Source organism: Desulfosarcina sp. BuS5 (assembly GCF_028752835.1).
Lineage (GTDB): Bacteria > Desulfobacterota > Desulfobacteria > Desulfobacterales > BuS5 > BuS5.
Window position 1 is genome coordinate 3,556,363 of record NZ_CP087952.1, and the last position, 25,531, is coordinate 3,581,893.

Annotated in this window: 25 protein-coding genes; 8 read left to right on the forward strand and 17 right to left on the reverse strand. The window is 41.1% G+C overall.

What is annotated here, in order from left to right; all coding sequences use genetic code 11:
• Positions 1–55 precede the first annotated feature (55 nt).
• The gene (locus tag BuS5_RS17210) at positions 56–178 is read left to right on the forward strand and encodes a hypothetical protein (RefSeq protein ID WP_255342793.1); all 123 of its coding nucleotides are present in this window, start codon (positions 56–58) and stop codon (positions 176–178) included.
• Between the two features lie 13 nt (positions 179–191).
• Here BuS5_RS17210 and BuS5_RS17215 read toward each other — a convergent pair whose 3' ends face one another.
• From BuS5_RS17215 to BuS5_RS17235, 5 genes are all read right to left on the reverse strand, one after another.
• Entirely contained in the window at positions 192–530 is a 339-nt protein-coding gene (locus tag BuS5_RS17215) for an AAA family ATPase (RefSeq protein WP_027352968.1), read from the reverse strand.
• Positions 531–590: 60 nt separating this feature from the next.
• Complete coding sequence (locus BuS5_RS17220) at positions 591–1,745, reverse strand: SPL family radical SAM protein (protein WP_051374577.1); 1,155 nt, start codon at positions 1,743–1,745, stop codon at positions 591–593.
• A 5-nt stretch (positions 1,746–1,750) separates the two neighbouring features.
• Positions 1,751–3,826, reverse strand: coding sequence for an elongation factor G (gene fusA, locus BuS5_RS17225; RefSeq protein ID WP_027352966.1), 2,076 nt, complete (start codon positions 3,824–3,826; stop codon positions 1,751–1,753).
• A gap of 246 nt (positions 3,827–4,072) precedes the next feature.
• Complete coding sequence (locus tag BuS5_RS17230; protein ID WP_274427662.1) at positions 4,073–5,389, reverse strand: transposase; 1,317 nt, start codon at positions 5,387–5,389, stop codon at positions 4,073–4,075.
• A 334-nt stretch (positions 5,390–5,723) separates the two neighbouring features.
• Positions 5,724–7,037 carry an FHA domain-containing protein gene (locus BuS5_RS17235; protein ID WP_198012233.1) on the reverse strand — a complete coding sequence of 438 codons (1,314 nt, stop codon included), beginning with the start codon at positions 7,035–7,037 and terminating at the stop codon, positions 5,724–5,726.
• A 339-nt stretch (positions 7,038–7,376) separates the two neighbouring features.
• On the opposite strand from BuS5_RS17235, the gene BuS5_RS17240 reads away from it, so the two are divergent.
• Positions 7,377–8,882, forward strand: coding sequence for an AAA family ATPase (locus BuS5_RS17240; protein WP_027353710.1), 1,506 nt, complete (start codon positions 7,377–7,379; stop codon positions 8,880–8,882).
• Here the strand turns inward: BuS5_RS17240 and BuS5_RS17245 are convergent.
• From BuS5_RS17245 to BuS5_RS17295, 11 genes are all read right to left on the reverse strand, one after another.
• Complete coding sequence (locus BuS5_RS17245) at positions 8,876–9,373, reverse strand: MauE/DoxX family redox-associated membrane protein (protein ID WP_051374722.1); 498 nt, start codon at positions 9,371–9,373, stop codon at positions 8,876–8,878. The two genes, BuS5_RS17240 and BuS5_RS17245, sit on opposite strands and share 7 nt — an antisense overlap.
• A gap of 11 nt (positions 9,374–9,384) precedes the next feature.
• Entirely contained in the window at positions 9,385–10,224 is an 840-nt protein-coding gene (gene proC, locus BuS5_RS17250; RefSeq protein ID WP_027353709.1) for a pyrroline-5-carboxylate reductase, read from the reverse strand.
• Between the two features lie 67 nt (positions 10,225–10,291).
• Complete coding sequence (locus tag BuS5_RS17255; RefSeq protein ID WP_027353708.1) at positions 10,292–11,299, reverse strand: transposase; 1,008 nt, start codon at positions 11,297–11,299, stop codon at positions 10,292–10,294.
• A gap of 36 nt (positions 11,300–11,335) precedes the next feature.
• Positions 11,336–11,941 carry an ATP-binding protein gene (locus BuS5_RS17260; RefSeq protein ID WP_051374721.1) on the reverse strand — a complete coding sequence of 202 codons (606 nt, stop codon included), beginning with the start codon at positions 11,939–11,941 and terminating at the stop codon, positions 11,336–11,338.
• Between the two features lie 761 nt (positions 11,942–12,702).
• Positions 12,703–13,578: an NAD(P)H-hydrate dehydratase gene (locus BuS5_RS17265; RefSeq protein WP_027353707.1), complete on the reverse strand. Its 876-nt coding sequence runs from the start codon at positions 13,576–13,578 to the stop codon at positions 12,703–12,705.
• Entirely contained in the window at positions 13,566–14,120 is a 555-nt protein-coding gene (locus tag BuS5_RS17270) for a DUF3343 domain-containing protein (protein WP_027353706.1), read from the reverse strand. The genes BuS5_RS17265 and BuS5_RS17270 overlap by 13 nt, the downstream gene beginning before the upstream one ends.
• A 4-nt stretch (positions 14,121–14,124) precedes the next feature.
• A complete protein-coding gene (locus BuS5_RS17275) occupies positions 14,125–14,343 on the reverse strand; it encodes a sulfurtransferase TusA family protein (RefSeq protein WP_027353705.1) in 219 nt (72 codons plus the stop codon).
• 17 nt (positions 14,344–14,360) lie between these two features.
• A complete protein-coding gene (gene yedE / locus BuS5_RS17280) occupies positions 14,361–15,455 on the reverse strand; it encodes a YedE family putative selenium transporter (RefSeq protein WP_274427829.1) in 1,095 nt (364 codons plus the stop codon).
• Positions 15,456–15,491: 36 nt separating this feature from the next.
• Entirely contained in the window at positions 15,492–16,889 is a 1,398-nt protein-coding gene (gene extI, locus BuS5_RS17285; RefSeq protein WP_027353703.1) for a selenite/tellurite reduction operon porin ExtI, read from the reverse strand.
• Between the two features lie 330 nt (positions 16,890–17,219).
• Positions 17,220–19,370, reverse strand: coding sequence for an acetate--CoA ligase family protein (locus tag BuS5_RS17290; RefSeq protein ID WP_027353702.1), 2,151 nt, complete (start codon positions 19,368–19,370; stop codon positions 17,220–17,222).
• Between the two features lie 34 nt (positions 19,371–19,404).
• On the reverse strand, positions 19,405–19,767 hold the full coding sequence (locus BuS5_RS17295) for a DVU0772 family protein (RefSeq protein WP_027353701.1): 363 nt from the start codon (positions 19,765–19,767) through the stop codon (positions 19,405–19,407).
• 254 nt (positions 19,768–20,021) lie between these two features.
• Here BuS5_RS17295 and BuS5_RS17300 point away from each other — a divergent pair, with 254 nt between their 5' ends.
• From BuS5_RS17300 to BuS5_RS17320, 5 genes are all read left to right on the forward strand, one after another.
• Positions 20,022–21,008: a DHH family phosphoesterase gene (locus BuS5_RS17300; RefSeq protein WP_027353700.1), complete on the forward strand. Its 987-nt coding sequence runs from the start codon at positions 20,022–20,024 to the stop codon at positions 21,006–21,008.
• 432 nt (positions 21,009–21,440) lie between these two features.
• Positions 21,441–21,920: a ferritin-like domain-containing protein gene (locus tag BuS5_RS17305; protein ID WP_027353699.1), complete on the forward strand. Its 480-nt coding sequence runs from the start codon at positions 21,441–21,443 to the stop codon at positions 21,918–21,920.
• 13 nt (positions 21,921–21,933) lie between these two features.
• Positions 21,934–22,371: a flavodoxin domain-containing protein gene (locus BuS5_RS17310; RefSeq protein WP_027353698.1), complete on the forward strand. Its 438-nt coding sequence runs from the start codon at positions 21,934–21,936 to the stop codon at positions 22,369–22,371.
• 147 nt (positions 22,372–22,518) lie between these two features.
• A complete protein-coding gene (gene rd, locus BuS5_RS17315; protein ID WP_084445856.1) occupies positions 22,519–22,680 on the forward strand; it encodes a rubredoxin in 162 nt (53 codons plus the stop codon).
• Positions 22,681–22,742: 62 nt separating this feature from the next.
• On the forward strand, positions 22,743–23,201 hold the full coding sequence (locus BuS5_RS17320; RefSeq protein WP_051374720.1) for a DVU0298 family protein: 459 nt from the start codon (positions 22,743–22,745) through the stop codon (positions 23,199–23,201).
• 24 nt (positions 23,202–23,225) lie between these two features.
• Here BuS5_RS17320 and BuS5_RS17325 read toward each other — a convergent pair whose 3' ends face one another.
• Complete coding sequence (locus BuS5_RS17325; RefSeq protein WP_051374719.1) at positions 23,226–25,154, reverse strand: penicillin-binding protein 1A; 1,929 nt, start codon at positions 25,152–25,154, stop codon at positions 23,226–23,228.
• A gap of 111 nt (positions 25,155–25,265) precedes the next feature.
• Here BuS5_RS17325 and BuS5_RS17330 point away from each other — a divergent pair, with 111 nt between their 5' ends.
• The gene (locus tag BuS5_RS17330) at positions 25,266–25,523 is read left to right on the forward strand and encodes a hypothetical protein (protein WP_051374718.1); all 258 of its coding nucleotides are present in this window, start codon (positions 25,266–25,268) and stop codon (positions 25,521–25,523) included.
• Positions 25,524–25,531 lie beyond the last annotated feature (8 nt).

Consider the following 25,531-nt stretch of genomic DNA (forward strand, 5'->3'; position numbering starts at 1 on the left):
TCTTCTCAATGTTCTCAAGTTTTGTTTTAAAAATGGCTCCGAAAAACCGCCGAATATGTCCAAAGCAGAAAACGCATCTTCCTGGTTATGGGAACTGATCGGTATTTACGTAAAAATGGGTGGAACCATGATTTTTCCGGTTAATTCCGCCAGGGAAAATGGATGCAGCCGAAAATAATGATAACGTCCGGTCATTGAATCACCGCCTTTTCTATAAAATATCGAGACGGGCGCTTCCGGTATTTGTCTTTAAGTGTGTCGTATTCTCCTTTTACTATTGATTTCCATTTTTTGTATTTATGGATTTCGTCAAAAATAATCAACCCGGCGTTTCCCGGCCAGTCGGATTGCATAATTTTGCGCCGGTCGTTCCGGCTGTCCCAGTTATAATAGGCGGCATTATTGAAAGATGCAGCCACCAGTTCTCTGGCAAGGGTTGTTTTACCGACCTGCCGCGGTCCGCCGACAAACACCATTTTTTTAGCAAAATCTTCAATAATATATTGTGTTAAATACCTGTTTTTAAGCATATAACACCAATACTATGCTTTTCAGGATTGTCAAACTATTTTTGCGTATAAGCAAAATTATTAAGGGACGAAATTATTAAGGCCGCAATGACAAACAGCGCTTTCGTCAAGCATCCGCGACAGGCCGCCACGTTCCGATGGAAGAAAGCCTATGGCTTTTTCCCATACATCGTCATCCTCCATACAAAAATATACTAAAACATCAGGCCCCAGCTCTTTGATCCAGGAGACCATTTTTTTATAAAATTCCAGCCTCAGAGGCTTGAAATACCTCATTTTACCGTCAAGGCCTGGTATAAATTCACCATACACAATTTTTGAGTTCCTGAACCTTTGGGCTGTAATCGCTTTAAGATTCGGCATAAAACGGAATGTCCCCAGGCTTATCCATACAATGTTTTCGGCAGAGACAGCTGCAAAAAGTTTTTGCAAAACATTTTTGTATTCCTTTTCACATCCTTCATAGAGAATAACAGGATCAAAGTGAAAGGAAAGGGGATAACCCCATGACTCACATTGAGTTGCGGCTGATAAACGCGCGGACAATGAGGCGGTTTTCCTTTCCTCGGTATGAATAATCCTTTCCGTATTAAGTGACCATGATATTATTGTTTTGCGGTTATGCTTGAGTTTTTTCAGATTATTAATGACGGTGGTTTTGGTTTTCAACTCCAGGATAGAGCTCGACTGTCCGGCAAACTTAGGCACAAGGATTGATGAAAGATCCGTGCATAATTCCCATATCAAACTGTCTGTGAACTCACCGGTTCCTATACGGTTGATTCCGTTTTCTTTAAATAGAGAATCAAGACTTGCAAGGAGTTCGTCATGATTGACAAAAAACTGCAGGAGGGGTGGATGAAAATAAGACTGCAAAACACAATAAGAGCAGTCCATTATACAGAATGTTCCTATGTGCAGAATTTTGTATCCGCAGCACGTGTAATAACTGGTGCCGGGGCAGTCTTTGATAAACGCTCCCTTGTTTCTGGTTAAAAACAGGATTTCTTTACCTTTTTGAACTGGATCATCAGAACGGGATAGAATATCATAAACCCGGGAAGAATCTTCCACGACTACGGCGGGAGCTTTAATACGGGAGCGTATCGATTTGACCAGGGGTGAATCTGATACCTGACGGTCAATATAGAGTGTTGAAATCTTCAAGGTGCGCGCTATGCCGGGACGCAAAGTTTTTTTCTTTGCCCCCGGCATAGAGGTTAACTCTCTTCTTTTTCTTTGTTAATTTCCTCGATAACCTTTTCGGCTATCTGGGCGGGAACTTCATCATAGTGTGAAAAATCCATTGTAAACATACCGCGTCCGCCTGTCATGGATCTCAGGTCAGGTGCATATGTCAAAAATTCGGAAAGAGGAACATTGGCGTTAATGACCTGGTTTTTTCCCTTGGTATCCATTCCCAAAACTCTGCCGCGGCGGCCGTTCAGATCTCCCATAATGTCACCCATAAATTCGTCAGGCGTTATAACGGCTACTTTCATTATCGGTTCCAAAAGTACGGGCTTGGCCTCCTTTATTGCAGTCCTGAAAGCCAGGGCACCTGCAATTTTAAAAGACATTTCCGATGAATCAACAGAATGGTATGAACCGTCATCAAGGGTTACCTTAAAATCGACACATGGAAAGCCTGCCAAGACACCTTTCTGACATGCTTCAACAACACCTTTTTCCACAGCCGGAATATAAGTTTTCGGGATAACCCCACCCACAATTGCATCAACAAACTCAAACCCTCCTCCTCTCGGCAGAGGTTCCACCTGTATCCAGCAGTCACCGAACTGACCATGACCACCGGACTGTTTTTTATGTTTGCCCTGCACCCTGACCCTTTTCTTGATGGTTTCCCGGTAGGGTACTTTGGGAGTGTTGAGCAGAACTTCAACATTATATTTTCTATTCAGTTTTTCGGTAATAGCCTCAATGTGCACCTGGCCGCTTCCGGAAATTAATATTTCCTTGGTTTCAACGTTCCGGTCGAGATTTAGAGCAACATCTTCTTCAAGCAATTTGTTAAGAGCTATGAATACCTTATCTTCATCACTCTGGTTTTTGGCTGAAACGGCAAAAGAGATTAAAGCCGGCAGAGGCTTGGCGCACTTGAATTTAACTTTCCTTGAAGGATCACAGATTGTGTCGCCTGTTTTAGTTTCTTTTAATTTTGCTACAGCGATAATTGATCCCGGCAGCGCCTGATTGATCGGTTTCTGTTCTTTCCCGGCCAGGATAAGAAGCTGGTTGAATCTTTCTTTAGCATCCTTGTTTGTATTTAAAAAGTTGCCGTCCCCGCCCAGTGTGCCTGAAATTACCTTAAATATATTTAAACGCCCGGCATAGGGATCTGCTATTGTTTTAAATACAAAGGCCGCAAAGGGCTCATCCGGATCAGGTTTACATTCTATTTCTTCTTTCCCGTCGGGATCCGTGCAAAGCACCGGAGCTTTCTCTAATGGTGAAGGCATACAGTTGCCGATAAAATCAGCTAAAAGATCTATCCCGATATTTTGGGTTGCCGAACCGCAGAGGACGGGCGCAAGCTCTCGTGTAAGAATGCCTTTTTTTAAGGCTGTATTCAGTTCATCGTCAGTTAGAGTTTCGCCTTCAAGATATCGCTCCAGCAGTTCATCATCGGATTCCGCAATATTTTCAACAAGCGCTTCTCTTTCAGCATCAACCTGTTCCTGCATATCCGCAGGTATATCGCATGGCGCGGCTTTTCCGTTATCATCATAATTAAAGGCTTTCAGGCTGATAAGATCCACAATACCTTTAAAATCGGCTTCTTTTCCTATGGGTAGCTGGAAAACAACAGGTTTAGGCTTAAACGATTCTGCTGCATCATTAAATGTTCGTAAAAAATCAGATCTCTCTCTATCCAGCTTATTGATAAAAATCATACAAGGCAGATTAAATTCATCAGCAAATTCCCAAGCCTGCTCTGTCTGGACTTTCACACCGTCAACAGCATCTATTACAACCACGGCTCCGTCTGCGGCCTGCATGCAAAGTCTGCTGTCGGAAAAAAAATTTTGATCTCCCGGTGTATCGATAAGGCTTATTGTAGTTTTTGCCCAGTCATACTGATAAAAACCACTGCTTAAACTTGCCTGCCGCTTAAGCTCTTCAGGCTCAAAATCCATTGCAGTGTTTCCATCTTCTACGCGTCCGAGTCTGTTTGTGACACCGGCATTATAAAGCATAGCTTCTGCAAGAGATGTTTTACCGGCTCCACCGTGACCTACTATAGCTACATTCCTAAGTTTAGCGATTTCATCCATTTAAATTCCTCATTCGGTTTATAGATTTCCACATAAATAGTATCCGCTGAATTTCGATAATAACATAGTATATCAGCATTGTTCATATATTAATCATAGAGAATTTTAATCTAAAATTTTAAGCTCATTTGTGGTATTTTAATTGAATTTTGGTAAAAAACGGCAAATTGTTAACACCTATAGACGCACCTCTCCTATCCGCATATTTTTTAAAATCAACTATTTTTGATAAAATCCTTGTTCGGCTTATGCCAGCCCGAGTTTCATCAGTTTTTTTTCTTCAATCTTTTCTCCCATTAGAAGCTGAATAAACTTTTTAAGATTATAAGCGGTTTGACAAAGCAATGACCATATACGGTCTCCTTCAAATCCTCTATAAAGACTGCATCCAAAACCTCTAATATTTTTTGCAATAGCTATGAAACCTTCTGTTGCTGAACGGGCTTTACAGCAAAAACTCTGTTTTTCTTCGGATACATCTTTTTTACGCCCCAAAAAAACGTTACTGATATTGTCTGCAATTTTAAAATTACCATTGCTTCTGTAACCAAGGTCGGTAATAATATTTTCCGGTTCGCCTTTCATCCGTTTTTTGAACTGTTCGAGTGTTCCAGCAAAAAGCGTTTTATCATTTGGATTACCGATAAAATTTTCAATGGTAATCATGAATCCTTCCCTATTGAAAGTCATTTCCATTGTTGTGCCGAATTCACACTTCGGATGCTCTTTTCCTTTTACAATCGGGCGGGCATCCGGTTCATCAATGGATACAATCCGGTTTTTTATCTGTTTTTTACCTTCGAGTTTTTCTAAGGTTTGTGCTTCAAGAATAGTAAGAATAGCAAACATATTGTCAGCTTTTATTTGTTTTTTCTTTGTGGTCTTTAATGATTCAACTTTTTTATCAAATATTTTTAGAGCAGGAATAAATAATATATTAAATTTGAGTAACCATTCCAAACGGTTTTGTTTTTTGTTCAAAAAAAATTCTCGCCATAATTTTTTTACTTCATTATTGTCCCACCACAAGGAGATTTGATGCAAAACGGCAAATTGTTTCATTTTGTCAAAAGCTTTAAAAATTAAATGTACATCATTTGGATAGATAACGTTATTTTTCAATACGCTTGAATCTATCATAGCATTATCACCCTGTATTATCCCAGCTTTGCGTAGAACCTCAAAAACTTCTTTTTCTATAATTTCAACACCTTCTTCACCTATACGTTTTCGAAATACACATATAGAACTCGGATCCAGGCATGTTTGCAATTCCTCATTTGTGATGTTACAAAAATATTGAATATAGTGGTTTTCTTTTATATGCTTAACCATTTGCCTATCACTTAATTGATAGTATTTTATACAAATCAAAATCGCTGTCATCATCCTGAGAGATTTTCCAAAAGCACCCTGACTGGTGTTATAAAATTTACACAACTTTGTAATCATTTTTTGCCATGGAATTATCCCACGGATAATAACCAATTCCTGAACTGGATTGGTTATATTTGCTTTCACCCATTCATCAGAAAGAACTTCTTCAAAAGTATTTTTTATCATCAGAATACCTCCTATCCTTTTTAGAGTGCTTAAAATACCATTTAGCTGCAATTTAAAAAATGGCATATACTGCTATGGATAGCAAAGCATTTCTTTCATAAAAAAGAAATTCAGCAGATACTAAATAATTTCAATGCGTTATCGGTCGGCTGAGTATGGGTTTAAGATTTTGAACCCATACTCCCTCTGGCCTTGTTTCAAATTCTAAAATCAAGTAATTATCTGAAAATCCATAGATAAATTTTTTTCTTAATATCAGCTTTTTATCTGCTTGTTGAAAAAAAATCAATCGAATTATTTAATTTAAGGGACTTGAGTTATTTATTTCCAGTTCCTAAGTCTGGATCATAACGGTTTCTCCATAAGGCGCCTGATCGTGCATAAGGAATCGGAATTCACATTTGGCAAAATGGATCGTATCTCCGCTTTTAAGTCTTGCAGGACTATTTTGTGAGATTTTTCTATTATTAAGGTAGGTCCCGTTGGTGCTTCTGTAGTCCTCCAGGTAATAATAACCGTTTTTGTATTCAATGGTAGCATGCAGGCTGGATATGAACTCCCTGGGAATGATAATCTCGTTGTTTGGGTCCCGGCCTATGCGTACCGTTTGTTTGTTCAAAATAAAAGATACGGATTCTTTAGCAGTTATATGATCTACATCTATAAGCTCTGCTTGAAAAAGCGGATGATATGCGGAGTTATCGCCCTGTAATTCTTGTAAAGAGTCAGATTTGATTTTGTCTTTCTGCCGTTTATAGATTATCAGCAAAATGACTAATATAATAGAAAAAAATATAACTACTGTATAATTGATCGGCGCTCTATCATTTTGTTTTTTGAAGAGCTTGTCGGCGGCGCTCGATTTTGTAAAGGGCTTTTTGTTTTCTGCCGCTGTTGTTCCATTCATTTTTTTTTGCACTGATAAGTCAAGTGGCGGCTCTACTATTTTTTCATCGGGAATTGTTTGGTTCCGGGTTGATAGTTCCTTGCCGCTCTCAATCTCCACAGGTCGGTTTTCAAGGAGCCCGGATTTACGGGTATCCGTAGACACTGGTTCCGCCCCGGCTTGAGATTTTGTTATTATTGCATTTATCTTTTTAAATATACCAGGAATATCTTCAGCGCCAAAGGCTCTGAAATATTCTCCGCCTGTCTTTGATGCCAATATCTGAATGAGCCGGAAGTCGGCCTTATCTGTAAAGGCAATACCAAAAATTTTGATCCCCAATTTTTTGCTTTCACCGGCAAGATGATCTTTAAGCCACATTTCTCCTTCAACATCCCGTTCCTTGTTACCCGTATCTATAATACCGTCGGTTAAAAGAATAAGAATTTTTATGGCATCTTCTCTGCCATGGATCTTGAGTTCATAAATGGCTCGCTCCACTCCTGCCGGAGTGTCAGTGAAAAGGCCTTTGTAATTTATGTTGTTGAGGCTTTTGAAAAATTTTGCCGTGGCGTCCTTGTTGTTCATATCTGTAAGATGTTCGACCAGTCTTGCCTTTTGATCAAATATCAGCATACCCAGGCGAAATCCTTCACCTGTATTGTTGAGTAGTTCGGTAACGACATCCCTTGTTATAAATTTTGGATCATTTTTTTTCATACTGCCGGAGTTGTCTATAACAAGTATAATATCAGCTTTCATCCTTATTGAGGAGTTATCCAGCTTAATTGCGCTATTATCAGTCTTTATTTCTGTAATAATAGGTTTTTCTATGAGATCAGGTTGTATTTTTTTTATTTCATCTGTATCCCTAGAAGATCCATAGCAAATTGACGCGAAAATAATTATTATGACACAAAATAAATTCCGAAAGATACCTTTTTTAATTTTTCTATTTTTCATTTTTTAACAATTTTTTATACGTTATGATGGCTGTTAAACCTGCTATTTGATTTTTTGAGAAATAAAGGATATATAAATTTCGGCTATTAGCATACCATTAAAATTTAATTTCAAATTAATGACGAGTTTCAAACAATTATGTACCTTTCATATTATAATTTAAATGTAAAGCCATTTCAGATAAGCCCGGATCCCGCATTCTTGTGGCTTGGGGAAACGCACAAAGAGGCCCTTGCCATTTTAAAATATGGGCTACTTGACAATAGTGGATTTTTACTTCTGGTCGGGGATGTGGGAACCGGTAAAACAACGCTTATCAATGGATTTCTGGAGACTCTGGATAAAAGTACTATTGTGGCCAAAATAACCGATCCGGGTTTGGATGTTCTTGATTTTTATAATTTTCTTGCGACTAACTTTAAGATGAGCAAAAGTTTCACTACCAAGGGTGACTTTCTGGTTCATTTTATACATTTTCTGCACAAGGCAAATAAGGCAGATAAAAAAGTGCTTCTGATAATCGATGAAGCACAGAGACTCTCCCATGAAATGCTGGAAGAGATACGCCTGTTATCTAACATAGAAAAGCAGGATAAAAAGCTTTTAAATATATTTCTTGTGGGGCAGAATGAATTAAATAAAATCCTTGCGGAGACAAGGAACAGGGCATTATTACAAAGAATAACCACCAGGTATGATATAGGACCTTTAAAAAAGAACGATATCAAGGATTATATTCAGTTTCGTTTAAGTGTTGCCGGAACCGAAAAGGTCCTTTTCAATTCAGGTGCAATCCGTGAAATTATCTCCTTCTCAGAATGTTATCCCCGGCGTATTAATGTTATTTGTAATCGCGCTCTTTTAACCGGATTTGTTAAAGAAAAAGGCACAATTGATGCCGCAATTATCAAAGAATCCGCAAAAGATCTCACGCTCTCAAAGGTAAGCAGCAAAAAGGAAAATGACCATGGAGCTGCTGGTACCGGAAGAAAGTTTGCCAGGTTGGTGCCTATATATGCGACGCTGCTGATCCTGCTGTTGATTGCCGGCGGATACAATTATTTTTTCGATAAAGATGAAAGAAAACCTCTCTATTCCGCCAAATCAAAAGCGAATATTGTAAATGCTGATGATAGAATGAACGATAAGGAAAATCCCGCTCCTTCAGTAAGCGATGCTGAAGATACGCCTGCTGAAATAGTTCCGACGGAATCCGACATGGGAGAGAGTGCCTTTAGCTCTGACACTCTGAATAAAAATAAAGAAGATGATCCTCCCGGCCTTGCAAAGACATTGCCGGAACCTTATCAGGATGACAAGTTGACAATCAATATTTCTCAAAATTCTGATGAGTTGGTACCTGAATCTTATACGATGATAGACAGATTCATTCAAAGAATTTTACTATATCCTGATGCTGAAGTCATAATAAAAGGGTATACCGACTCTTCCGGCAATAAAGCCTACAATAAACTATTGGCAAGGTTCAGAGCAAATAACGTAAAAAGCTATTTGATCGGCCAGGGTATTGACCCTCTAAAAATCGACACCATAGGCATGGGGCCGGAAAATCCTGTAGCCTCTAATGCAACCCCTGGGGGAAGGGCAAAAAACCGCAGAATTGAAATAGAATTACATCACTGATCCTTACGCTTTCCTCCCTCTGGCATTGTGCCAAATTTTAAAATTGGGTAATTATCTGACAAGATATATTTATCAGTTCTGAGTTTGTAAATAAAGACCCATATACTCGCTAAAAAAATAATAAAATCTCTGATTAAATAACGATACATACTCTTGGTTGTCTCTATAGATAGACTGAAACATCCGCAGCTTACATCTATGCCACGATAAATATTGATCAGAAAAACCGAAATAAACGTGAACATCATAAGGTTGATGACCATAGAGGCTCCTGTTACAAGAAACCCCGATATAAGCAGAATTCCTGCCAACGCTTCAACCCAGGGCAGGATTACAGATACGGGATTGATCAAAATCTCAGGCAAAATTCTGTAATTTCGAATTATATCTCCGAAGCTTTCCGGGTCAAGTATTTTACCATAGCTGGCCCATACAAAGATTATACCTATTGCGATCCTCAGGAGAGTATTTATATGACTCCAATGTTTCATTTCCCAAGATCTCATTGTCCAAGATTTTTGGAGCGCTGCACAGCGGCTGCTATGGCTTTAATAATTGTTTTCTTTATACCGCCATCTTCCATTACCTGTATAGCCGCTTCAGTAGTACCTCCAGGAGATGTAACTTTTGCACGTAAAGATTCAGGAAGTTCCTTCAGTTCCTCCATCAGCGCAAGCGCACCTTTTAATGTAGCTATGGAAAGAGTGCGGGAATCCTCCGGAGTAAGACCTGCATCGACGCCGCCTTTAATCATAGACTCAACCATATAAAAAACATATGCAGGCCCTGAACCCGAAAGGGCTGTAACGGCATCCATCAGTTTTTCGCTAAATTCCAGAGCCTTTCCGGTTGCTTCAAGAATAGTCCTGGCCGCATCAAGTTCTTCCTGGGTCACGTATCGGTTAGGGCTTAAACCGGACATCCCTTTTAAAACAAGTACCGGGGTATTGGGCATAACCCTGATTATAGGGAGGTTGCCCCTTTGGTTTTCATCCAGCGGCCCATATAGTAACTCTTCGATTTTTTTGATAGTAATTCCGGCTGCTATTGAAATTACAAGTTTACGCCTGGTAACATTGTAAGCTTTTTGAACGATAATCTCGGAAAGTACCCGCACCATCTGCTGGGGCTTTACCGCAAGAATAACGATATCACTTTCTGTAAAAAGCCTGAAATTGTCATCCGTAACCGAAATATCATATTGGCTTTTCAAAAATTTTAAATGTTCCTTATTGATATCACTTGCCGAGATTGATGAAGGGGGGAAAATGCCTGATTTGATGATAGAACCAATAAATGCTTCTCCCATATTACCGGCACCTATAAAGCCAATTTTTTTCATTATTTATTAAATATCTCCTCATTCACTAAGTGGGGCCAACTGGGGACGCCCATTTGTAATCCAGTAATTATTCAACCATTTGAAAATTGTTAGTCTTAACAATCTTTTCTCCCTTTTTAACTGCATAGGCGACCCCTGGCTGGCTCATGTTTAAGCGCTTCGCCATACGAGTCCCTTCTAATCCCAACTCCCGTACCGCCCAATAGCAAAACACACTTCTGGCCTCCGCGCGCGCCTTTTGTCTGCTTTTTGAGTATAACGCCTCTTTCTCAATCTGATAAAGCTCTAAAACTCTTTGCTCAAGACTTTCGATAGTATATCCAAGACTCTTTAATTTATAGCGGCGATCTATCCGCTCATTTGCTTTGGATAAAACATCCATCACAAAATCGCCATCCCCAAGTATCCGTTCATCCCCCTTCGTGCGATCTTGACCCTTCAATCTTAACTTCCGGATCTCAGACCAACCACCAAGGCTCCTTACTAGTCCTCCACCAACCAACCCAGGGCGTCTTCCTTGATCTAAACCTTCTTTCACATAAGAAGAATAGTTCTGTTTTCCCTTTAATATACTTTTTCCAAAATTGGAAAGCACATATTTTATATCCTGCCAATCGCAATTCTTTTTCCCCATCAGGACGCTATGCCCACTATATTTATATCTATTCAACCCGTTAATATCTTGAACAATCTTTGCTCTTAATGGATTTAGATGGATATAACGAACCAACTCCTTTAAATATATATCCTCTTGGCAGATGATAGATTTGTAACGATTTTGAAAAAGTTGACCATGGCGTTTGTGTCTACGATTGAACATAATCGCATACCCTGTTAATAGCCGCCGCATTAAATTCGAAATCCCCTGGTCTCCTGAGCGGAACAGAAAATGCGCATGATTTGACAATAAAGCCCAAGCATAGCACGATGTATTCGTGGTAGGCAACAAAACCGAAAGGCGATCAAGCATATCGTTTCGATCTTTATTATCTCGAAATATTTTACGGCTCTCTATTCCACGAATAATAACGTGATGTATAACCCCAGGAGGATCTAATCGGGCAAGTCTTGGCATAGGAAAAAAATATAAAATCAGGCACGCAATGTCAAGTTATTTATTTACAAATGGACGTCCCCTATTTGCGCTGTTTATGTCAACCACAATGTCTTGCAGCGGCTGACGCCGCACGCGGTTAGGCAGGGCGAGTTCGGCTGCTTTTTCGATATCTTTTTTAACTACTTTTTCTCTTTCGTCGAATGCTGCAAGGATTTTGGCTGTTTTCAGCATTATAATATCTCCTCTATGCCCGTCGACTCCAACGTCTATGCAGTAATTAGCAATTTCCAGTAGAAGGGCGCGTTCGATGGTTACCCTGGGATATAGATCCACTCCTTTTTTTATTTTTTCAACTATCAGTTTTGAATCGTTTTCCCATCTACTACAGAAAGACGCGGGATCATCATCAGCAACCCTCCGCTCCATAATGGTAACACGGGCATCAGGGTCGAGGATACCCTCTATATGAACGCATAAACCGAAACGATCAAGAAGCTGCAGGCGAAGCTCACCCTCTTCCGGATTCATGGTGCCCACCAAAGTAAACCGGGCTGCATGAGAAAAGGAGACCCCTTCCCGCTCTATCGTATTAACGCCCATGGCTGCGGAATCCAGAAGCAGATCAACTACATGATCATCAAGCAGGTTGACTTCGTCCATATAGAGTATCCCCTGTGAGCACCGGCAAGAAGCCCGGGTTCGATCCTTTTTTCACCTTTTTTATAGCATGCTCATCTTCCGGCGCAAGCTGAAAAGAGCAGTTATTGATCACTTCAATTTCAGGGAGGATCGCGGACAGGGCTCTTACAGCCGTAGATTTGGCTGTTCCTTTTTCTATCCTCCATTAACAACTTCGAGATTAATATACCCTCGAAGTTGACGGAAGAATAACGCGGTGATATCAATAAGCTAAAGTGTCCGTCACGCCGAGGGTGCTTTATTTCAGGGAGGGAGCCGCATATCCTTGCTACGGGACGATTCTCTCCCAACAAAAAAAGCCACGAATGCTAAAACAGAAATTTTTCACTGTAATGCCTTCGTGGCTTTTTTATAAAACTTGTAAATTCCCACGGAATTTAAGATAAAAATATCTTAATCCGGGAAATTAATTTTTAAATAGTGTCAATCTCAAAAATAGGACAGTTTGTTCAAATTATTCACTTAACAAATCTTACAATTTCATATTGCAAATTAATTTATCTTTTTGCAGGTTATTTGTCAAGACGTTTAGAGTAATCCCCACAGGGTAACCGCATTTATAATTTTAAAATAAATTAATTCTATTTTTTGTATTGCCTGTGAATACGGATAATTATAACTATTTAAAGGCGAGCTGATTATGTTTTTCCATCTAAAAGACAATCAAAGTAGTTTGCACGATAATGATGAAGTGAAAGGAAAAAAACGGTGAGCCTTTTAACTCAAGTAGCTGCTGTTTTTTTATTTCGCAGGATTTCAGAAAGGGCGGATGGTATATGATTTATGATCTCCGTAACCTGTGTAGCGGGTGTAGGCTTTGCATTATACCCTGCCAATCTGTTTACTTTTGCTGCCGTGATTGCGGCATCCTTGATTTTCATTCCTGATTCGACAAACGCTGCAACAATCCCGGTAAGCGTATCCCCGGTTCCTCCAATAGCCTCCATGGACTCATTTATATGGATCTTTACATTGGCAAGAATACCCTCATGGTCTGCCAGATAATCCTCTCTTCCCTTGACAAGGAGATACCTGGCTGCATTTTCATTCGCATATGCCCTGCTGATCAATTCGGACGCGCGGTTGTCTTCATGAAGGATAAAGCCCCTGGTATAAAAGGGATGTGGGGCTTTTTCATCTGCAAGAAAGGCCAGTTCCCCCATATCAGGAGTGAAAAGGTCATATGCTCCGGCCTGCCCGCTCATCTTGGCAGCATACATAAAACCTGCATCCGCTATTAAAATAGGCCTTTTTGACATATCATCTATTGCAAAAAGAACCTTGTTATGCCAATCAACGTCCGGCTGGAGGTAATGAAAAACAATTGTAGTAATTTCAGCGCTGCCAATCTCTTTGACAAGGGTTTGATAAATACGTCTGCTCCCTTTTCCCAGACCGATATCTCCTGCAAGACAGGCGAAGGGCAAGCTTTGCCCAAGAAATTCCGATGTCTTTACAGCAGCGGCAATCAAGGCAGCCGTCCCCCTGTTTACCGGGGCGGATCTATCCCGGATACGGATCATCTCATTTTCAAGAAAAACCTCACCTTTTACCATGGGAAAGGCAGTATCAGGAATAGTGCCTATCACCGCAAGCATATGCGTTTCATTTCCTCACAGGACAGTTGAAGCGCATAACCGCACAAGGTATGGCCGATTTCATTAGGGCTTGGAGCTCCTTGAAGGGATTTCCCCACCATTTCACAGGCAAGATAGGGAACATCCGGACAGCCGCCGCCCGAGACATTTACAATGGTGAGTGTTTCCTTATCAACGGTCAATTTCATGTTGGCAGCGCGGACCATCAGGTGCTTGCCGAAATCCTTTATCTGAAACAGGTCAACGGGCTTTAAGAGTGGGTTGTTAACAGGAACCACTTCTATTGGTGAAACATCTGCTTCTTTAAGTAACCGGAGTATGTTCAGTTCCTCGATCAAGGGAAATTCAATCACCAGGTCGCACCCCGTCCTGATCTCAGGCGGCGGCCCCACCACCTTGATCTGCCACCCATTTTTTTTCAAAATATTTTCAGCCCGGATTACCTCGCTGGTATTCTCAAAAACCAGGATTCCACGAACCTGGACGTGCTGTCCGCCAGTTGATTTTGAACGGCTGAGTCTGAAAAAATTTAGAAAGCCCAAATTTTTAATCCTTCATGATGGTGATCCGATACCCATCATCCTCTTCTTTAATATCTTTTACCTGCCACCCCTGGTTTTCTGCGGCCCGTCCGACATTCTCCCTGGATGTATCCGTATCCACCAGGACAACGATCTCCCCTGAATTTTGTTTTTTGATTTCATCCATGGTTATAATTACAGGTTGGGGGCATGATAACCCTCGAGCATCAACGATTTTACTCATTATTAAGTCCTCACTCGTTACGCAATCTTTTTTCTCATGGTAAAACCTATAAAAAGACAGACAATAAGTCCGATTATCACGGCTGCAATTCCATGCGGTCCTATTCCCTTTGGGGAACTTGCGAGACCAAAGTTATGGGAAAATCCTGCTCCGACAATCATGCCGAACACAAAGACCGCTGCGTCTCCATCTCCCTCTCCCGCAAGGAAAAGCTGGCGTCCGGGACACCCCCCTGCCAGAACAAAGGCCAGACCAGACAACACCATGCCGCCAAAGTTCCAGACCTGCATGGTATGCGCCACCGGCTGGCCCGCAAATCCGGGATGGAACTGGCCGGCAATCAGGTTGGTTATAAAGGCAAAGACCAATAAAGCAATAAGCCCTGAAAAAAGATGGGCCTGCCGGAACAGCATAAGATCCCTGAATGCCCCCATGGTACAGAAACGGCTCCTTTGCGCCAGAAACCCTATGACAAGACCGGCTGCAAGGGATATGATAAGGGGTGCATGATGCGCTCCCGGTCCTTTAGGACTGTAAAAAAGGATTCCGCTTTTGGCCTCGCCCTTTACCTGGGGAAAAATGAGCATGAGTGTCAAAAAACCCAACATGGTCAAGGGCATAAGCCATCCAACTGAAGCATATGTCCTGGCCGTGCGCCCCAAGTTATACCCGTTTTTAAGAAAAAGAGTACCTATCCAGATGCCTGCAATGAGACCCGCCATGCCGAATATTGCATTTCCGTCACCAGCCGAAAGCCGCAGCAGGGCCCGCCATGGACAACCCAGGAAGACCAGGGCGCCTATCATGGCAAAGACTCCCAGTACAAATCTTACAACCGGAGCGGAACCTGTTCTGGATTTGAATTCCTTGAAGATATATGCTGCAATCAAAGAACCAAGAACAAAACCTATGATTTCCGGGCGTATATATTGGACAACTGCCGCCCGGTGCAGTCCTGTTGCGCCTGCAATATCCCTCTCAAAACAGGCTACACAAATCCCCATATTTCCAGGGTTGCCAAGCTTTTGAAGGAGAGCTGCCAAGATACCGATCAAAGCCCCCACACTTATAATTCCATATATGCTGCTGAATATATTTTTTATATGGCCCAAAAGTTCATCCTCCCTTCTCATTTTTGAAAATGCAGTTTAAAAACCGGCAGCTACCTGCAAGGTAATCAGGTTCTGGTCGTCTCCACTGTAACTGTCGGCAGCATTGAAATCTTTCTTTTGATTGATCATGGTCCAGTCAAGAGTAATCTTGGCATTATGTCCTTTAAGAAAATAATTTAGACCAATGCTGGGAAAGGAGGTATCCGGACGATGCTCGACATTCAGCCGCTCGTAACGAAAATAGGGCTGGAGCCTTCCAGGGCCGATATTGCCCGGCAAAAGATAGCCTCCCTGGATATAATAGATCTGCGCGTCGTCTCCCTCTGCGAGCCAGCTATATTTTAATTCCTGGGTTACATTTTTTTCATCAATATATGCGGCTTCCGCAGTTATAGCTCCGCATCCCACCGGATGATCAAAAAAGAGATCTATTGTCCAGCCGAGGTTGTTCTGATCTTTCTTATCATCCAGTGTAAGGTCTTTCTGGTAATCACAGCCGCCGCCTATCGCCAGGACCTTCTTTTTCCCCAGGTAGGTACCCTTGTTGAACCAGGATGTCTCGGGTTCAAGGAGATTAAATGATACCCTGCCTGCATATCTCAGGCTATCATCCGGGTTGTCATCGTTTTCAACACCCTCTGATATGCCAAGTCTGTACTGTAATTTTCCATTCAAGGGATTTCCCCAAAAGACTATTCCATCGTCCCTGCCTACTTTGCTTGTAAAGAACGGGGCTCCTCTTATACCTCCCTGGGTAAATGGAAGATCCAGCGTGAGAAGGGCAAAGGTCGATTCGGTTCCAAAAGATCTGGTAAAAGGGATATACATTCTTCCCATCTGTACTTTAAAGGCTTCGTCAAAATTATAGTAGATCCAGGCGTCTCTTACGGCTATTCCAGATCCTAAACCCATGCCGGAATTATTCAAGCCGTCCTGTCCGATTCTGTCAGCAGCAATATGGCCGAAAAAACCGAGGTTCGGAATTACCTCTCCCTTTAATGAAAAATAAAACCTGCGGAACATAAAATCATGTAAATCTTTATCGCCGTCCTTCGTGCCGTCTTCAACAAACTGATACCAGGACTGGGTTTTCAAGCCTAACTTCAGCTTATGATCTGTTACCAAACCGGAAATCCCGCTCAAAATTTGTTCATTTTTTTCCAGCTTGTTTTCCAGGTTGCCGACACTCTGTTTAAGTTCTCCAACCTCTTTAACTTTTTCCGCTTGTTGTTTATTTTCCTTTTCAAGCGCCTCGATTCTTTTTTTGAGTTCATCAAGCTCTATGTTTTTCATCTCTTCTATCTGTTGCAACCTGATTTTTAATAACTCAATTTCCGAACTTTTTTCAGCGGCAAAAGTGGGAATGCACAATGTATTGATTATAATGAATAACAGAAATAATAAAACAAATGAATTACATAAAACTCGTTTCAAATTTTTTCCTCCTGAAAATAATTTAAATTTATGATAAGGGGTCGCTCAAAAATTGGCGGCCCGGGCAAATAAGTCCGGCAAAGCAATCCCATGCGCACGAGATTGCTTTCCATCGCAATGACAAGATACTTTTTGATTTAAGTATGAAAAATAAGGAAGGTGGAATATAAAACGGAATTTACGATTTGTAAAGATTGAAATAACGATAGTAAGGCCGGTTTTAATAGGAAAAATCTATTGTCGTGTCATTTATCAATTGTTTGATATTATGGTAAAACAATGTAAAAAGTAAATCTGCGTGAGCGTCTGAAAAATATATATGATATTTTATCAGCAGTTTTTTGCAAGGGCACACTCAGGGTCCGGTTCTGATAAAATAATTCGTACATCCGCAACCGTAACTCCCTGTCCATCTTCATGTACAAGCAGAGGGTTTATATCAAGTTCCCGTATCTCGGGGTTATCCAATACAAGATCGGAAAGGCTGACAATCATTTGCTGAAGCGCTTCAATATCAGCTTTGGGGGTGCCCCTGAAGCCATCAAGCATGGGAAAAACTTTTACGCTTTTTACCATAGTTCGGGCGTTATTCCTGCCAATAGGGGCTATCCTGAAGACGACATCCTTGAATATTTCAACAAATATTCCACCCATTCCGAACATGATAAGCGGACCGAAAACCGGGTACCTGTTCATTCCAAGAATCACTTCATGTCCCGGCCGGGCCATTTCCTGTACAAGCACGCCATCGATTGCCGCATCAGGATTAAACGCATTTGCACTTTTAACAATATCCCTGAAGGCTCTCCTTGCTTCATCTTCATTTTTCAGACCGACTTTTACTCCCCCGGCATCAGATTTATGGATTATCTGTGGAGAGACTATTTTCATAACAACCGGATAACCTATACGATCCGCTGTTTTTGCAGCTTCTTCTTCATCTTTGGCCAGGATTGTGGTTAGTGTAGTAAAGCCATAGCTTTTTAAAACTTCCAGGCCATCCAGCTCTCCAAGATACATCTGTTTTCTATTAAAGCAGCCTTTAATAATTTCCCCGGCCTTTTCTTTAGCATGTTTAAACTCATACTGCGCAAGGATTTGCCTGTTCAGCCATTTGGAACGGGTGTTTAAAATTCCAAGGGCTTTGGCTGCATTTTCCGGAAAAGTGTAGGTGGGGATATGATGCTGCTGCAATATTTTAACTCCTGCCGAAACATCAAATATTCCCATAAAACTGCATACAACCGGCTTTGAAGTACGCTTTGCAATTTTAACAACAGCTTCTGCAGTTCCCGTGACATCCGTCATGGACTGGGGAGTAAGAATAACCATGGCGCCGTCAACATTTTCATCCTTTATGACCGCATCAAGCGCCTTTTCATATCTTTCCATTGATGCATCACCGATAACGTCTATTGGGTTATGAGTGTTTGCAGTTGCCGGGAGATGGCTTTTAAGTGCATTGACAGTTTCCTTCCCCAGCTTTGCCAGTTTAAGTCCTGCTGATTCTGTCATATCCGTGGCAACAATACCGGGGCCTCCTGCATTGGTTACAATTGCTATACTGTTGCTGCGTGGAATTTTTTTTGGAATAAAAGCTTCAGCATAATCAAAAAGCTCGTTTACTGTATCCACCCGGATAATTCCCGCTTCTTCAAAAATGGCATCATATACAGCCTCCGTCCCGGCTATTGCGCCGGTATGGGATGATGCGGCGGCTGCTCCGGCAGATGTTTTTCCGGATTTTATAACAAGGATAGGAGTAGGGTTATTTCCGGAAGTTATTTCTTTGATTTCATCGATAAACTCCTGACCGCAAAGCCTCAGCTCTTCTATATACATCATTATTACATCAGTGTCAGGATCATTATGATAGTATCTCAAAAGATCAAATTCATCCACATCGGCCTTGTTGCCGATTGATATAAATTTGGAAAATCCAAACCCTCTGTCGTCGGCAAAATCCAGAACAGCCGTGCATAAAGCGCCGCTTTGGGAAATAAAAGATATATTTCCGACGGCAGGCATTCTCGCAGCAAAACTTGCATTCATCCTGATTGATGAATGGGGATTAATAACACCCAGGCAGTTTGGGCCCACAAGGCGTATACCTGCCGCCCTGCACATAGCGGCAATCCTGTTTTCTATTTCAAGGCCTTCCTTTCCAACCTCACGAAATCCGGCAGAGACAACCACTATTCCTTTTACGCCTTTTTTAATGCAGTCTTCCACAGCCTTTATGATCAGTTTTGGAGGAATAATCAGCATTGCAAGATCAACCTTGTCTTCTATATTCAGCAGACCGGGCAGTGCTTTTACGCACAAAATTGATTTTGCTTTCGGGTTTACAGGATAAAGGGTGCCGGTGTAACCTCCCCAAAGGATATTTTTGAAAATATCATGACCGACCTTTCCCGGTTTGGATGACGCCCCCACAACAGCTACAGACTCAGGTGAAAAAATCGCATCAAGATTATTCATTTTAAATTTCCTTTAAAATAATATTCATTTTTTATTATATACGTCCAAGTTCCTTTTGTAACCACTTTTTCACATATCCTTCAAGCGAATAAACACCTTTAAGTCGTCCATTGCTGCCCAGAAATTTTTTTTTGATATCTTCAGGCATTTCAAACTCGGCCAGCTCTTCAGCCTCCTCTGAATTTCTTTTTATTAAAAAAATTTTCGGTGTTTCCTTCCATGTATTTACCACAAAATAATGTGAAACATCATTTTTTGAACGAACCGGGTACTTATTCCCGGTCCAGCTATTATTGCCCCATTCAAGATAAAGTCTTACCGCCTCTTCGGGAGTCATTTCCCAGTCTATTTCATTAATAAGATTTCTATCCTTTTTTAAATCTTTAAATTGTAACATATCTGCCCCCTTATATTAATTTATTTTTTCACCTTTTCACACAAAAATATGGCAAAGTCTATGCCACCTTGACGGATATGCCCGCCTCTACGCATGACGTACTGAATTTATACGGTTTGTCTTAAACGCAGCAACTTTAATGAACTTATCACTATTATTTTAAATTGATTCATGATACGAATTTGTAACATATCTGATTTAGTACTTTTTAAAGGGTCCCGGAGTATCAAGTTCAGGTTCTGCATATTTCAAAAATGACAAAAACTGCAGCGGAAAAACTAAAAGGCTTTTATAAACAATTTTCAGGCAAAGATCGCGTTCTTATTCTTATCAATGCCGATCCTGATGCCATTGCAAGCGCAATGGCTGTCAAAAGGCTGCTATGGCGGAAAGTCTCGGAAGTTACCATAACCAATATCAACGTGATTAAGCGTCCTGATAATATTTTGTTGGTGAGGATTTTAGGCCTGGATTTAATCAATTTTCATAAAATTCATTTAAGCGAATTTGATCGTTTTGTGATTGTGGATTCACAGCCTGAGCACAATGAGAGTTTCCGCCAGGTCAAACCGGATGTTGTAATTGATCATCACCCGGTTTCCTCCAGCGGGATCAATTTTTCAGATATTCGGCCTGAATACGGCGCAACTGCAACAATTATGGTTGAATATTTAAAGGCGGCCAAGATAACCCCTTCTGCCAAGCTTGCCACAGGCCTCTATTATGCCATTAAAACAGATACAAATAATTTTGTTCGTAAAACCATAATTGAAGACATACGTGCGTTTCAGTTTTTGTACCAACATGCCAACCTTCATATGGCTACAAGAATCGAACAGGCGGATATAAAACCTGAATTTCTTAAATACTTTTCAAAAGCCCTGGAGCATAAAGTAATTAAAAAAAGAAAGGTTTTTGCGCATCTTGGCAAAGTGATAAATCCCGACGTCTGTGTGCTTATAGCTGACTTTTTCATGAGAGTAAGTTCGGTGAGCTGGAGCATTGTTTCCGGTATTTATAATAAAAAGCTGGTTGTCATTTTCAGAAATGACGGCTTTGGCAGGGATGCTGGTCATACAGCTCAAAAAGCTTTCGGAGATATGGGGCCGGCCGGCGGACATAAGAGTATGGCCCGTGCTGAAATCCGGTTTAGTGATATAAAAATTGATACCAGCCCGGAGACAGAAATCCAGGAAAAAGAAATATTAAAATGGATAATAAAAAAAATTTTAAAAACATGAAACTATTTAAATCAATATTCATAAGAAGTTAGTAATTTTTGATTGTTGCGTACTGTATTGTGAGACAGAAGTGTCTCTTGCGGCATTTATGATACATGCGCTTCTTAAATCACCTCTGCTTATTCGCAAAATAAATTTCCCCGACTACTCCTCGTGCAAACTATAACCGTGCAGATATACATGGTATTATTCAGTAGCATGAAAAAATAACAGGTATATACAGCATAATAAAATTTCATGGCACATTTCTTGATGTTATGAGCAATAACACAAAAAATAACAATTTTTTAAAAAGGAGAATTCCCATGAAAATCAATATTGAAAAAAATCTTGTTGAATTCACACCTGAAAATGAAGATGAAACAAAAAAAATTGAAGCGCTATGCATACTTTGAGCTGCCTGGCGTAAACTATTAATCAGGGAGAGGTAAAATGGGATACGATTTTAACATGGACGAAATATTTGAAATGGCTGAACAGATCGAAAAAAACGGCGCTAAATTCTATAGAAAGGCTGCTGAAGAAATCGCAGAGTCTTCAAACAAAGATCTTCTTCTCGATCTTGCCCAAATGGAAGATCAGCATCAAAAAACCTTCGCGTCTCTAAGAACTCAGCTTTCGAAAGATGAAAATGCGCCGACCGTCTTTGATCCTGACGGCGAAGCCGCTCTTTATCTTCGTGCCTTGGCGGATATACGGATATTTTTCGAAAAGGAGATCGACGTTACATCCATGGAAAAAATACTGAAGGAAGCCCTGTTAGCCGAGAAAGACTCTATAGTATTTTATCTTGGAATGAAGGATCTTGTTCCGGATGACCTTGGAAAAGAAAAGATTGATCAGATTATTAAAGAGGAAATGGCACACATAAAACTACTCAGCAACAAGCTTGTTGCTTTAAAACAACAATAAAGGAGAATACGGAATGTCAAAAGCGATTATTATTTATTCAACCAGGGCCGGTCAGACAAAAGCCATCGGCGAGCTTGTTGCCGAAGGTCTGCGTATCGCGGCGGTTGATGTAACAATGGCTGATGTAAAAGATATTAAAAAGGAAGGGGACCTTGCCGGCTACGATGCATACGTATTTGGATCTGCAACCTATCACGGCGATATGATTAATACTATGAAAACTTTTCTGTTCCTGGCCGAAAAAGCCGATCTGGAGGGTAAGGTCGGGGGATCTTTCGGCGCCTTTGGGTGGAGTGGTGAAGCCCCCGACCGCATCTATGACACCATGAAAAATATTTATAAAATGAATATGGTCAGCGGCTCTTTAAGACTTAAATCCAGCTATCTTAGCGGAGGCATCGCGATGGCCCAGGATTACGGGAAGGAAATCGCAGCTAAAATCGGGGCATAATTCCACAATACATTTTTCAGCCCTCTCAGACTGAAGATGAGATGCAAAAATGTGAAGTTATTCTTGAACGAATCCTAAGGTTTTATGTACCAAAGAAGTTTTTTACCAAACAAGAAGATTAACATTCTTTATTAAGGAGGTTTTTTTATGTCTAAGTATGTATGCGAATTATGTGGCTATGTTTATAACCCGGCCGAGGGAGATCCTGACAACGATGTAGACCCCGGGACAAAATTTGAAGATCTGCCGGATGGCTGGGAGTGTCCTGTCTGCGGAGCCGGTAAGTCTGATTTCGTAAAAGAAGATTAAAATAACCATATACCGGCACCTGATTCAGCAGTGTTAACACAAAAGGGAGTTTTAAAATAACAATGCGGAACAGCTACAGAAAAATAAAAAAAGTTCGGGAACTGCTCCGCCGGGATGATTTTGATAAAGCAGTTGAAGAGATAAGCAGATTTCCTGCAAGGAAAGTAGTAAATCAATTTATCTCTTTACTATACAGCACCGATGAAAAAATACAACAGCGGGCTGTAACTGCGATTGGTATTGTTGTTTCCAGGCTCGCAGTCCATGACATTGAATCTGCGCGTGTTATTATGCGCCGGCTTATGTGGAGCCTTAATGACGAGTCCGGCGGTATAGGCTGGGGGGCGCCTGAGGCGATGGCTGAAATAATGACGAGGAACAACAAACTCGCTGATGAATATCATAAAATCTTGATTTCATATGCTGTTCCAGGCGCTAATTATCTGGAGCACGAAGGTTTGCAAAGGAGCGTACAGAGAGGAATCAAAAGGCTTGCCTCCAAAAGGCCTGAAGTGAAATAACCCGTAACAATATCCGGTTCTGCCCTATTTTTTTATAAAAAGAGAGCTTACAGTTCCTGGCTCTGCTTCGGATTTTATATCACCTGTAACTGTATCCATATAAAGCCTTACCACATCATCAGGCATATCAAAATAATAGGCAGGGCTTTCTTCCAGAATTTTCTCCATGAAATCTATCCATATTGGAAGAGCGGCTCTTGCCCCGGTTTCTCCCTTGCCTAAATTAACCATCCGGTCCTGACCAACCCACACACCTGCCGCAACAGTTGGAGAAAAACCTATAAACAGAGCGTCTTTGTAATTATTGGTGGTGCCGGTTTTGCCGCCAACCGGTCGGCTTAGTTTTTTTGCTTTTTTACCGGTGCCTTCTGTGACTACCGCCCTGAGCATATCTGTTATTATGGCTGCTCCGGCACGCGACATGGCGGCATTTTTTTTTGGTTTCGCTCTCATGATGATTCGCCCACTGCTGTCGGAAACTTCAATCACTCCATAAGGTTTGATCATGTTGCCCTTATTGGGAAATACCGCATAAACGGAAGTTAAATTAAGCAGGGTTGTTTCCGATGTCCCGAGCGCCAAGGAAAGATCAGCCGGCATATATGATTCAATGCCCATAGAATGAGCAAACTGTACAACTGAGGAAGGTCCCAGTTTTTTCATCAGCCTCACTGCAGGTATATTTTTGGAAAGGGCAAGCGCCTTTCTAAAGGTAATTTCTCCCTTGTAATCTTTTGAAAAATTTTCCGGTTTCCAGTCCCTGTCGACACCTTTAAAAAAAACCGGCGCATCAAGTATCATGCTGTTTTGACTGAACCCCCGTTCAATGGCAAGCGCATATATCACCGGCTTGAATGCCGAACCTGGCTGCCTTTTTGCAGATGTGGCCCTGTTAAACGGGCTTTTATAAAAATCTTTTCCTCCAACCATGGCCAAGATTCCCCCGGTACGGACATCAAGGGCTACGAGCGCGGCCTGGGGAGCCGGCTCCTTGATACCGTTTATTATCATCCTGTTTTCAAGTGCGGAGAGGCCACGCGCAACAGCATGTTCGGCATTTTGCTGCAGATTATATGCAAGAGTTGTTGTTATACGAAGCCCGCCTTTGTAAAGAATGGATGAGCTTAAATTTTTTTCCAGAATTTTTTTTATATACCCTATAAAATACGGAGCCTTAACTGATTTAAGATCAGATGCTGCCGGATGCATAGCTTCTTTTATAGCGTTTTTATAAGCCTTTTTGTTTATTATATCAGTTTGAAGCATCTGCTTTAAGACGATATTTCTGCGCTTGATGGCAAGTTCCGGATTAATCAGAGGAGAATATACAGATGGAGCCTTGGGCATTCCTGCAATCAGGGCGCTCTCTGCAAGGTTGAGTTCTTTCACTGATTTTTCGAAAAAAATCCTTGCTGCAGATTCCACTCCGTAAGCTCCGCTTCCAAAGTAGACTTGATTTAAGTATAGTTCGAGAATTTCATTTTTTGTATAGCGCCTCTCAAGCTGCAACGCCAATAAAGCTTCCTTGATTTTACGCATCAGGGTCTTCCTGGGAGTAAGGAAGAGTGTTTTTGTCAATTGCTGGGTTATTGTGCTGGCGCCTTCCACAAACTTACCTGCCATTATATCCTTGATTATGGCGCGCATTATACCTTTCAGATCTATTCCTATATGATTATAGAAATTTCGGTCTTCAGTCGCTACGAGCGCTTCTTTCAGGAAAGCTGGTATATCTTCTATGGGCACGGGATCTCTTTTTTCCGCAAACAGTTCCGCAAGGAGTATATTATCAGATGAATATATTCTGGTAACTGCGGACGGCCTGTAGGTCTCAAGAGATTTTATCTGGGGAAGGTCGCGTGTAATGGCTAAAAAAACGCCTATGGTCACACCTGCTAAACATCCTGTAATAATTATTATTATAAAAACAATATATCTTTTGTTTAAACTCATTGTGGGTATGAATACTTGAAGAAGGTTAATTCTAATTGACTATCTTGCCTTATGGATGTATTTTTACAATTCAGGATTTCGAATGTATGATGTGAAAAAAGGAGTAGATAAATGAGCCATACACACGATCACGGACATCACCATAATCATGATTCGCAAAGCAGTCTCTCTTTTGATGAAAAGATGGTCAAACTGCTTGAACACTGGATCAAGCATAATGACGATCATGCCGAAACATATAAGGATTGGTCTGAAAAAGCAAAAGATAATAATCTTGATCAGGCCTGCGCAATGATCCGGGAAGCGGCTGAGATGACACTTCAAATTAACGACAAATTCAGAGAAGCTTTGAAAAGTCTGACTGCATAACGTTGATG

Bases quoted from the DNA above. Each gene is read 5' to 3' on its own strand.
- BuS5_RS17310 (WP_027353698.1), top strand. From the start codon at position 21,934: ATGTCAAAAGCGATTATTATTTATTCAACCAGGGCCGGTCAGACAAAA.
- BuS5_RS17260 (WP_051374721.1), bottom strand. From the start codon at position 11,941: ATGGACGAAGTCAACCTGCTTGATGATCATGTAGTTGATCTGCTTCTG.
- BuS5_RS17215 (WP_027352968.1), bottom strand. From the start codon at position 530: ATGCTTAAAAACAGGTATTTAACACAATATATTATTGAAGATTTTGCT.
- BuS5_RS17210 (WP_255342793.1), top strand. From the start codon at position 56: ATGTCCAAAGCAGAAAACGCATCTTCCTGGTTATGGGAACTGATCGGT.
- BuS5_RS17300 (WP_027353700.1), top strand. From the start codon at position 20,022: ATGACAAAAACTGCAGCGGAAAAACTAAAAGGCTTTTATAAACAATTT.
- BuS5_RS17255 (WP_027353708.1), bottom strand. From the start codon at position 11,299: ATGCCAAGACTTGCCCGATTAGATCCTCCTGGGGTTATACATCACGTT.
- BuS5_RS17320 (WP_051374720.1), top strand. From the start codon at position 22,743: ATGCGGAACAGCTACAGAAAAATAAAAAAAGTTCGGGAACTGCTCCGC.
- BuS5_RS17265 (WP_027353707.1), bottom strand. From the start codon at position 13,578: ATGCTTGCGGTGATAGGCACTATTCCTGATACTGCCTTTCCCATGGTA.
- BuS5_RS17290 (WP_027353702.1), bottom strand. From the start codon at position 19,370: ATGAATAATCTTGATGCGATTTTTTCACCTGAGTCTGTAGCTGTTGTG.
- BuS5_RS17240 (WP_027353710.1), top strand. From the start codon at position 7,377: ATGTACCTTTCATATTATAATTTAAATGTAAAGCCATTTCAGATAAGC.
- proC (WP_027353709.1), bottom strand. From the start codon at position 10,224: ATGAAAAAAATTGGCTTTATAGGTGCCGGTAATATGGGAGAAGCATTT.
- BuS5_RS17230 (WP_274427662.1), bottom strand. From the start codon at position 5,389: ATGATAAAAAATACTTTTGAAGAAGTTCTTTCTGATGAATGGGTGAAA.
- BuS5_RS17305 (WP_027353699.1), top strand. From the start codon at position 21,441: ATGGGATACGATTTTAACATGGACGAAATATTTGAAATGGCTGAACAG.
- BuS5_RS17330 (WP_051374718.1), top strand. From the start codon at position 25,266: ATGAGCCATACACACGATCACGGACATCACCATAATCATGATTCGCAA.
- BuS5_RS17235 (WP_198012233.1), bottom strand. From the start codon at position 7,037: ATGAAAGCTGATATTATACTTGTTATAGACAACTCCGGCAGTATGAAA.
- BuS5_RS17245 (WP_051374722.1), bottom strand. From the start codon at position 9,373: ATGAAACATTGGAGTCATATAAATACTCTCCTGAGGATCGCAATAGGT.
- BuS5_RS17275 (WP_027353705.1), bottom strand. From the start codon at position 14,343: ATGAGTAAAATCGTTGATGCTCGAGGGTTATCATGCCCCCAACCTGTA.
- BuS5_RS17220 (WP_051374577.1), bottom strand. From the start codon at position 1,745: ATGCCGGGGGCAAAGAAAAAAACTTTGCGTCCCGGCATAGCGCGCACC.
- rd (WP_084445856.1), top strand. From the start codon at position 22,519: ATGTCTAAGTATGTATGCGAATTATGTGGCTATGTTTATAACCCGGCC.
- BuS5_RS17295 (WP_027353701.1), bottom strand. From the start codon at position 19,767: ATGTTACAATTTAAAGATTTAAAAAAGGATAGAAATCTTATTAATGAA.
- fusA (WP_027352966.1), bottom strand. From the start codon at position 3,826: ATGGATGAAATCGCTAAACTTAGGAATGTAGCTATAGTAGGTCACGGT.
- BuS5_RS17325 (WP_051374719.1), bottom strand. From the start codon at position 25,154: ATGAGTTTAAACAAAAGATATATTGTTTTTATAATAATAATTATTACA.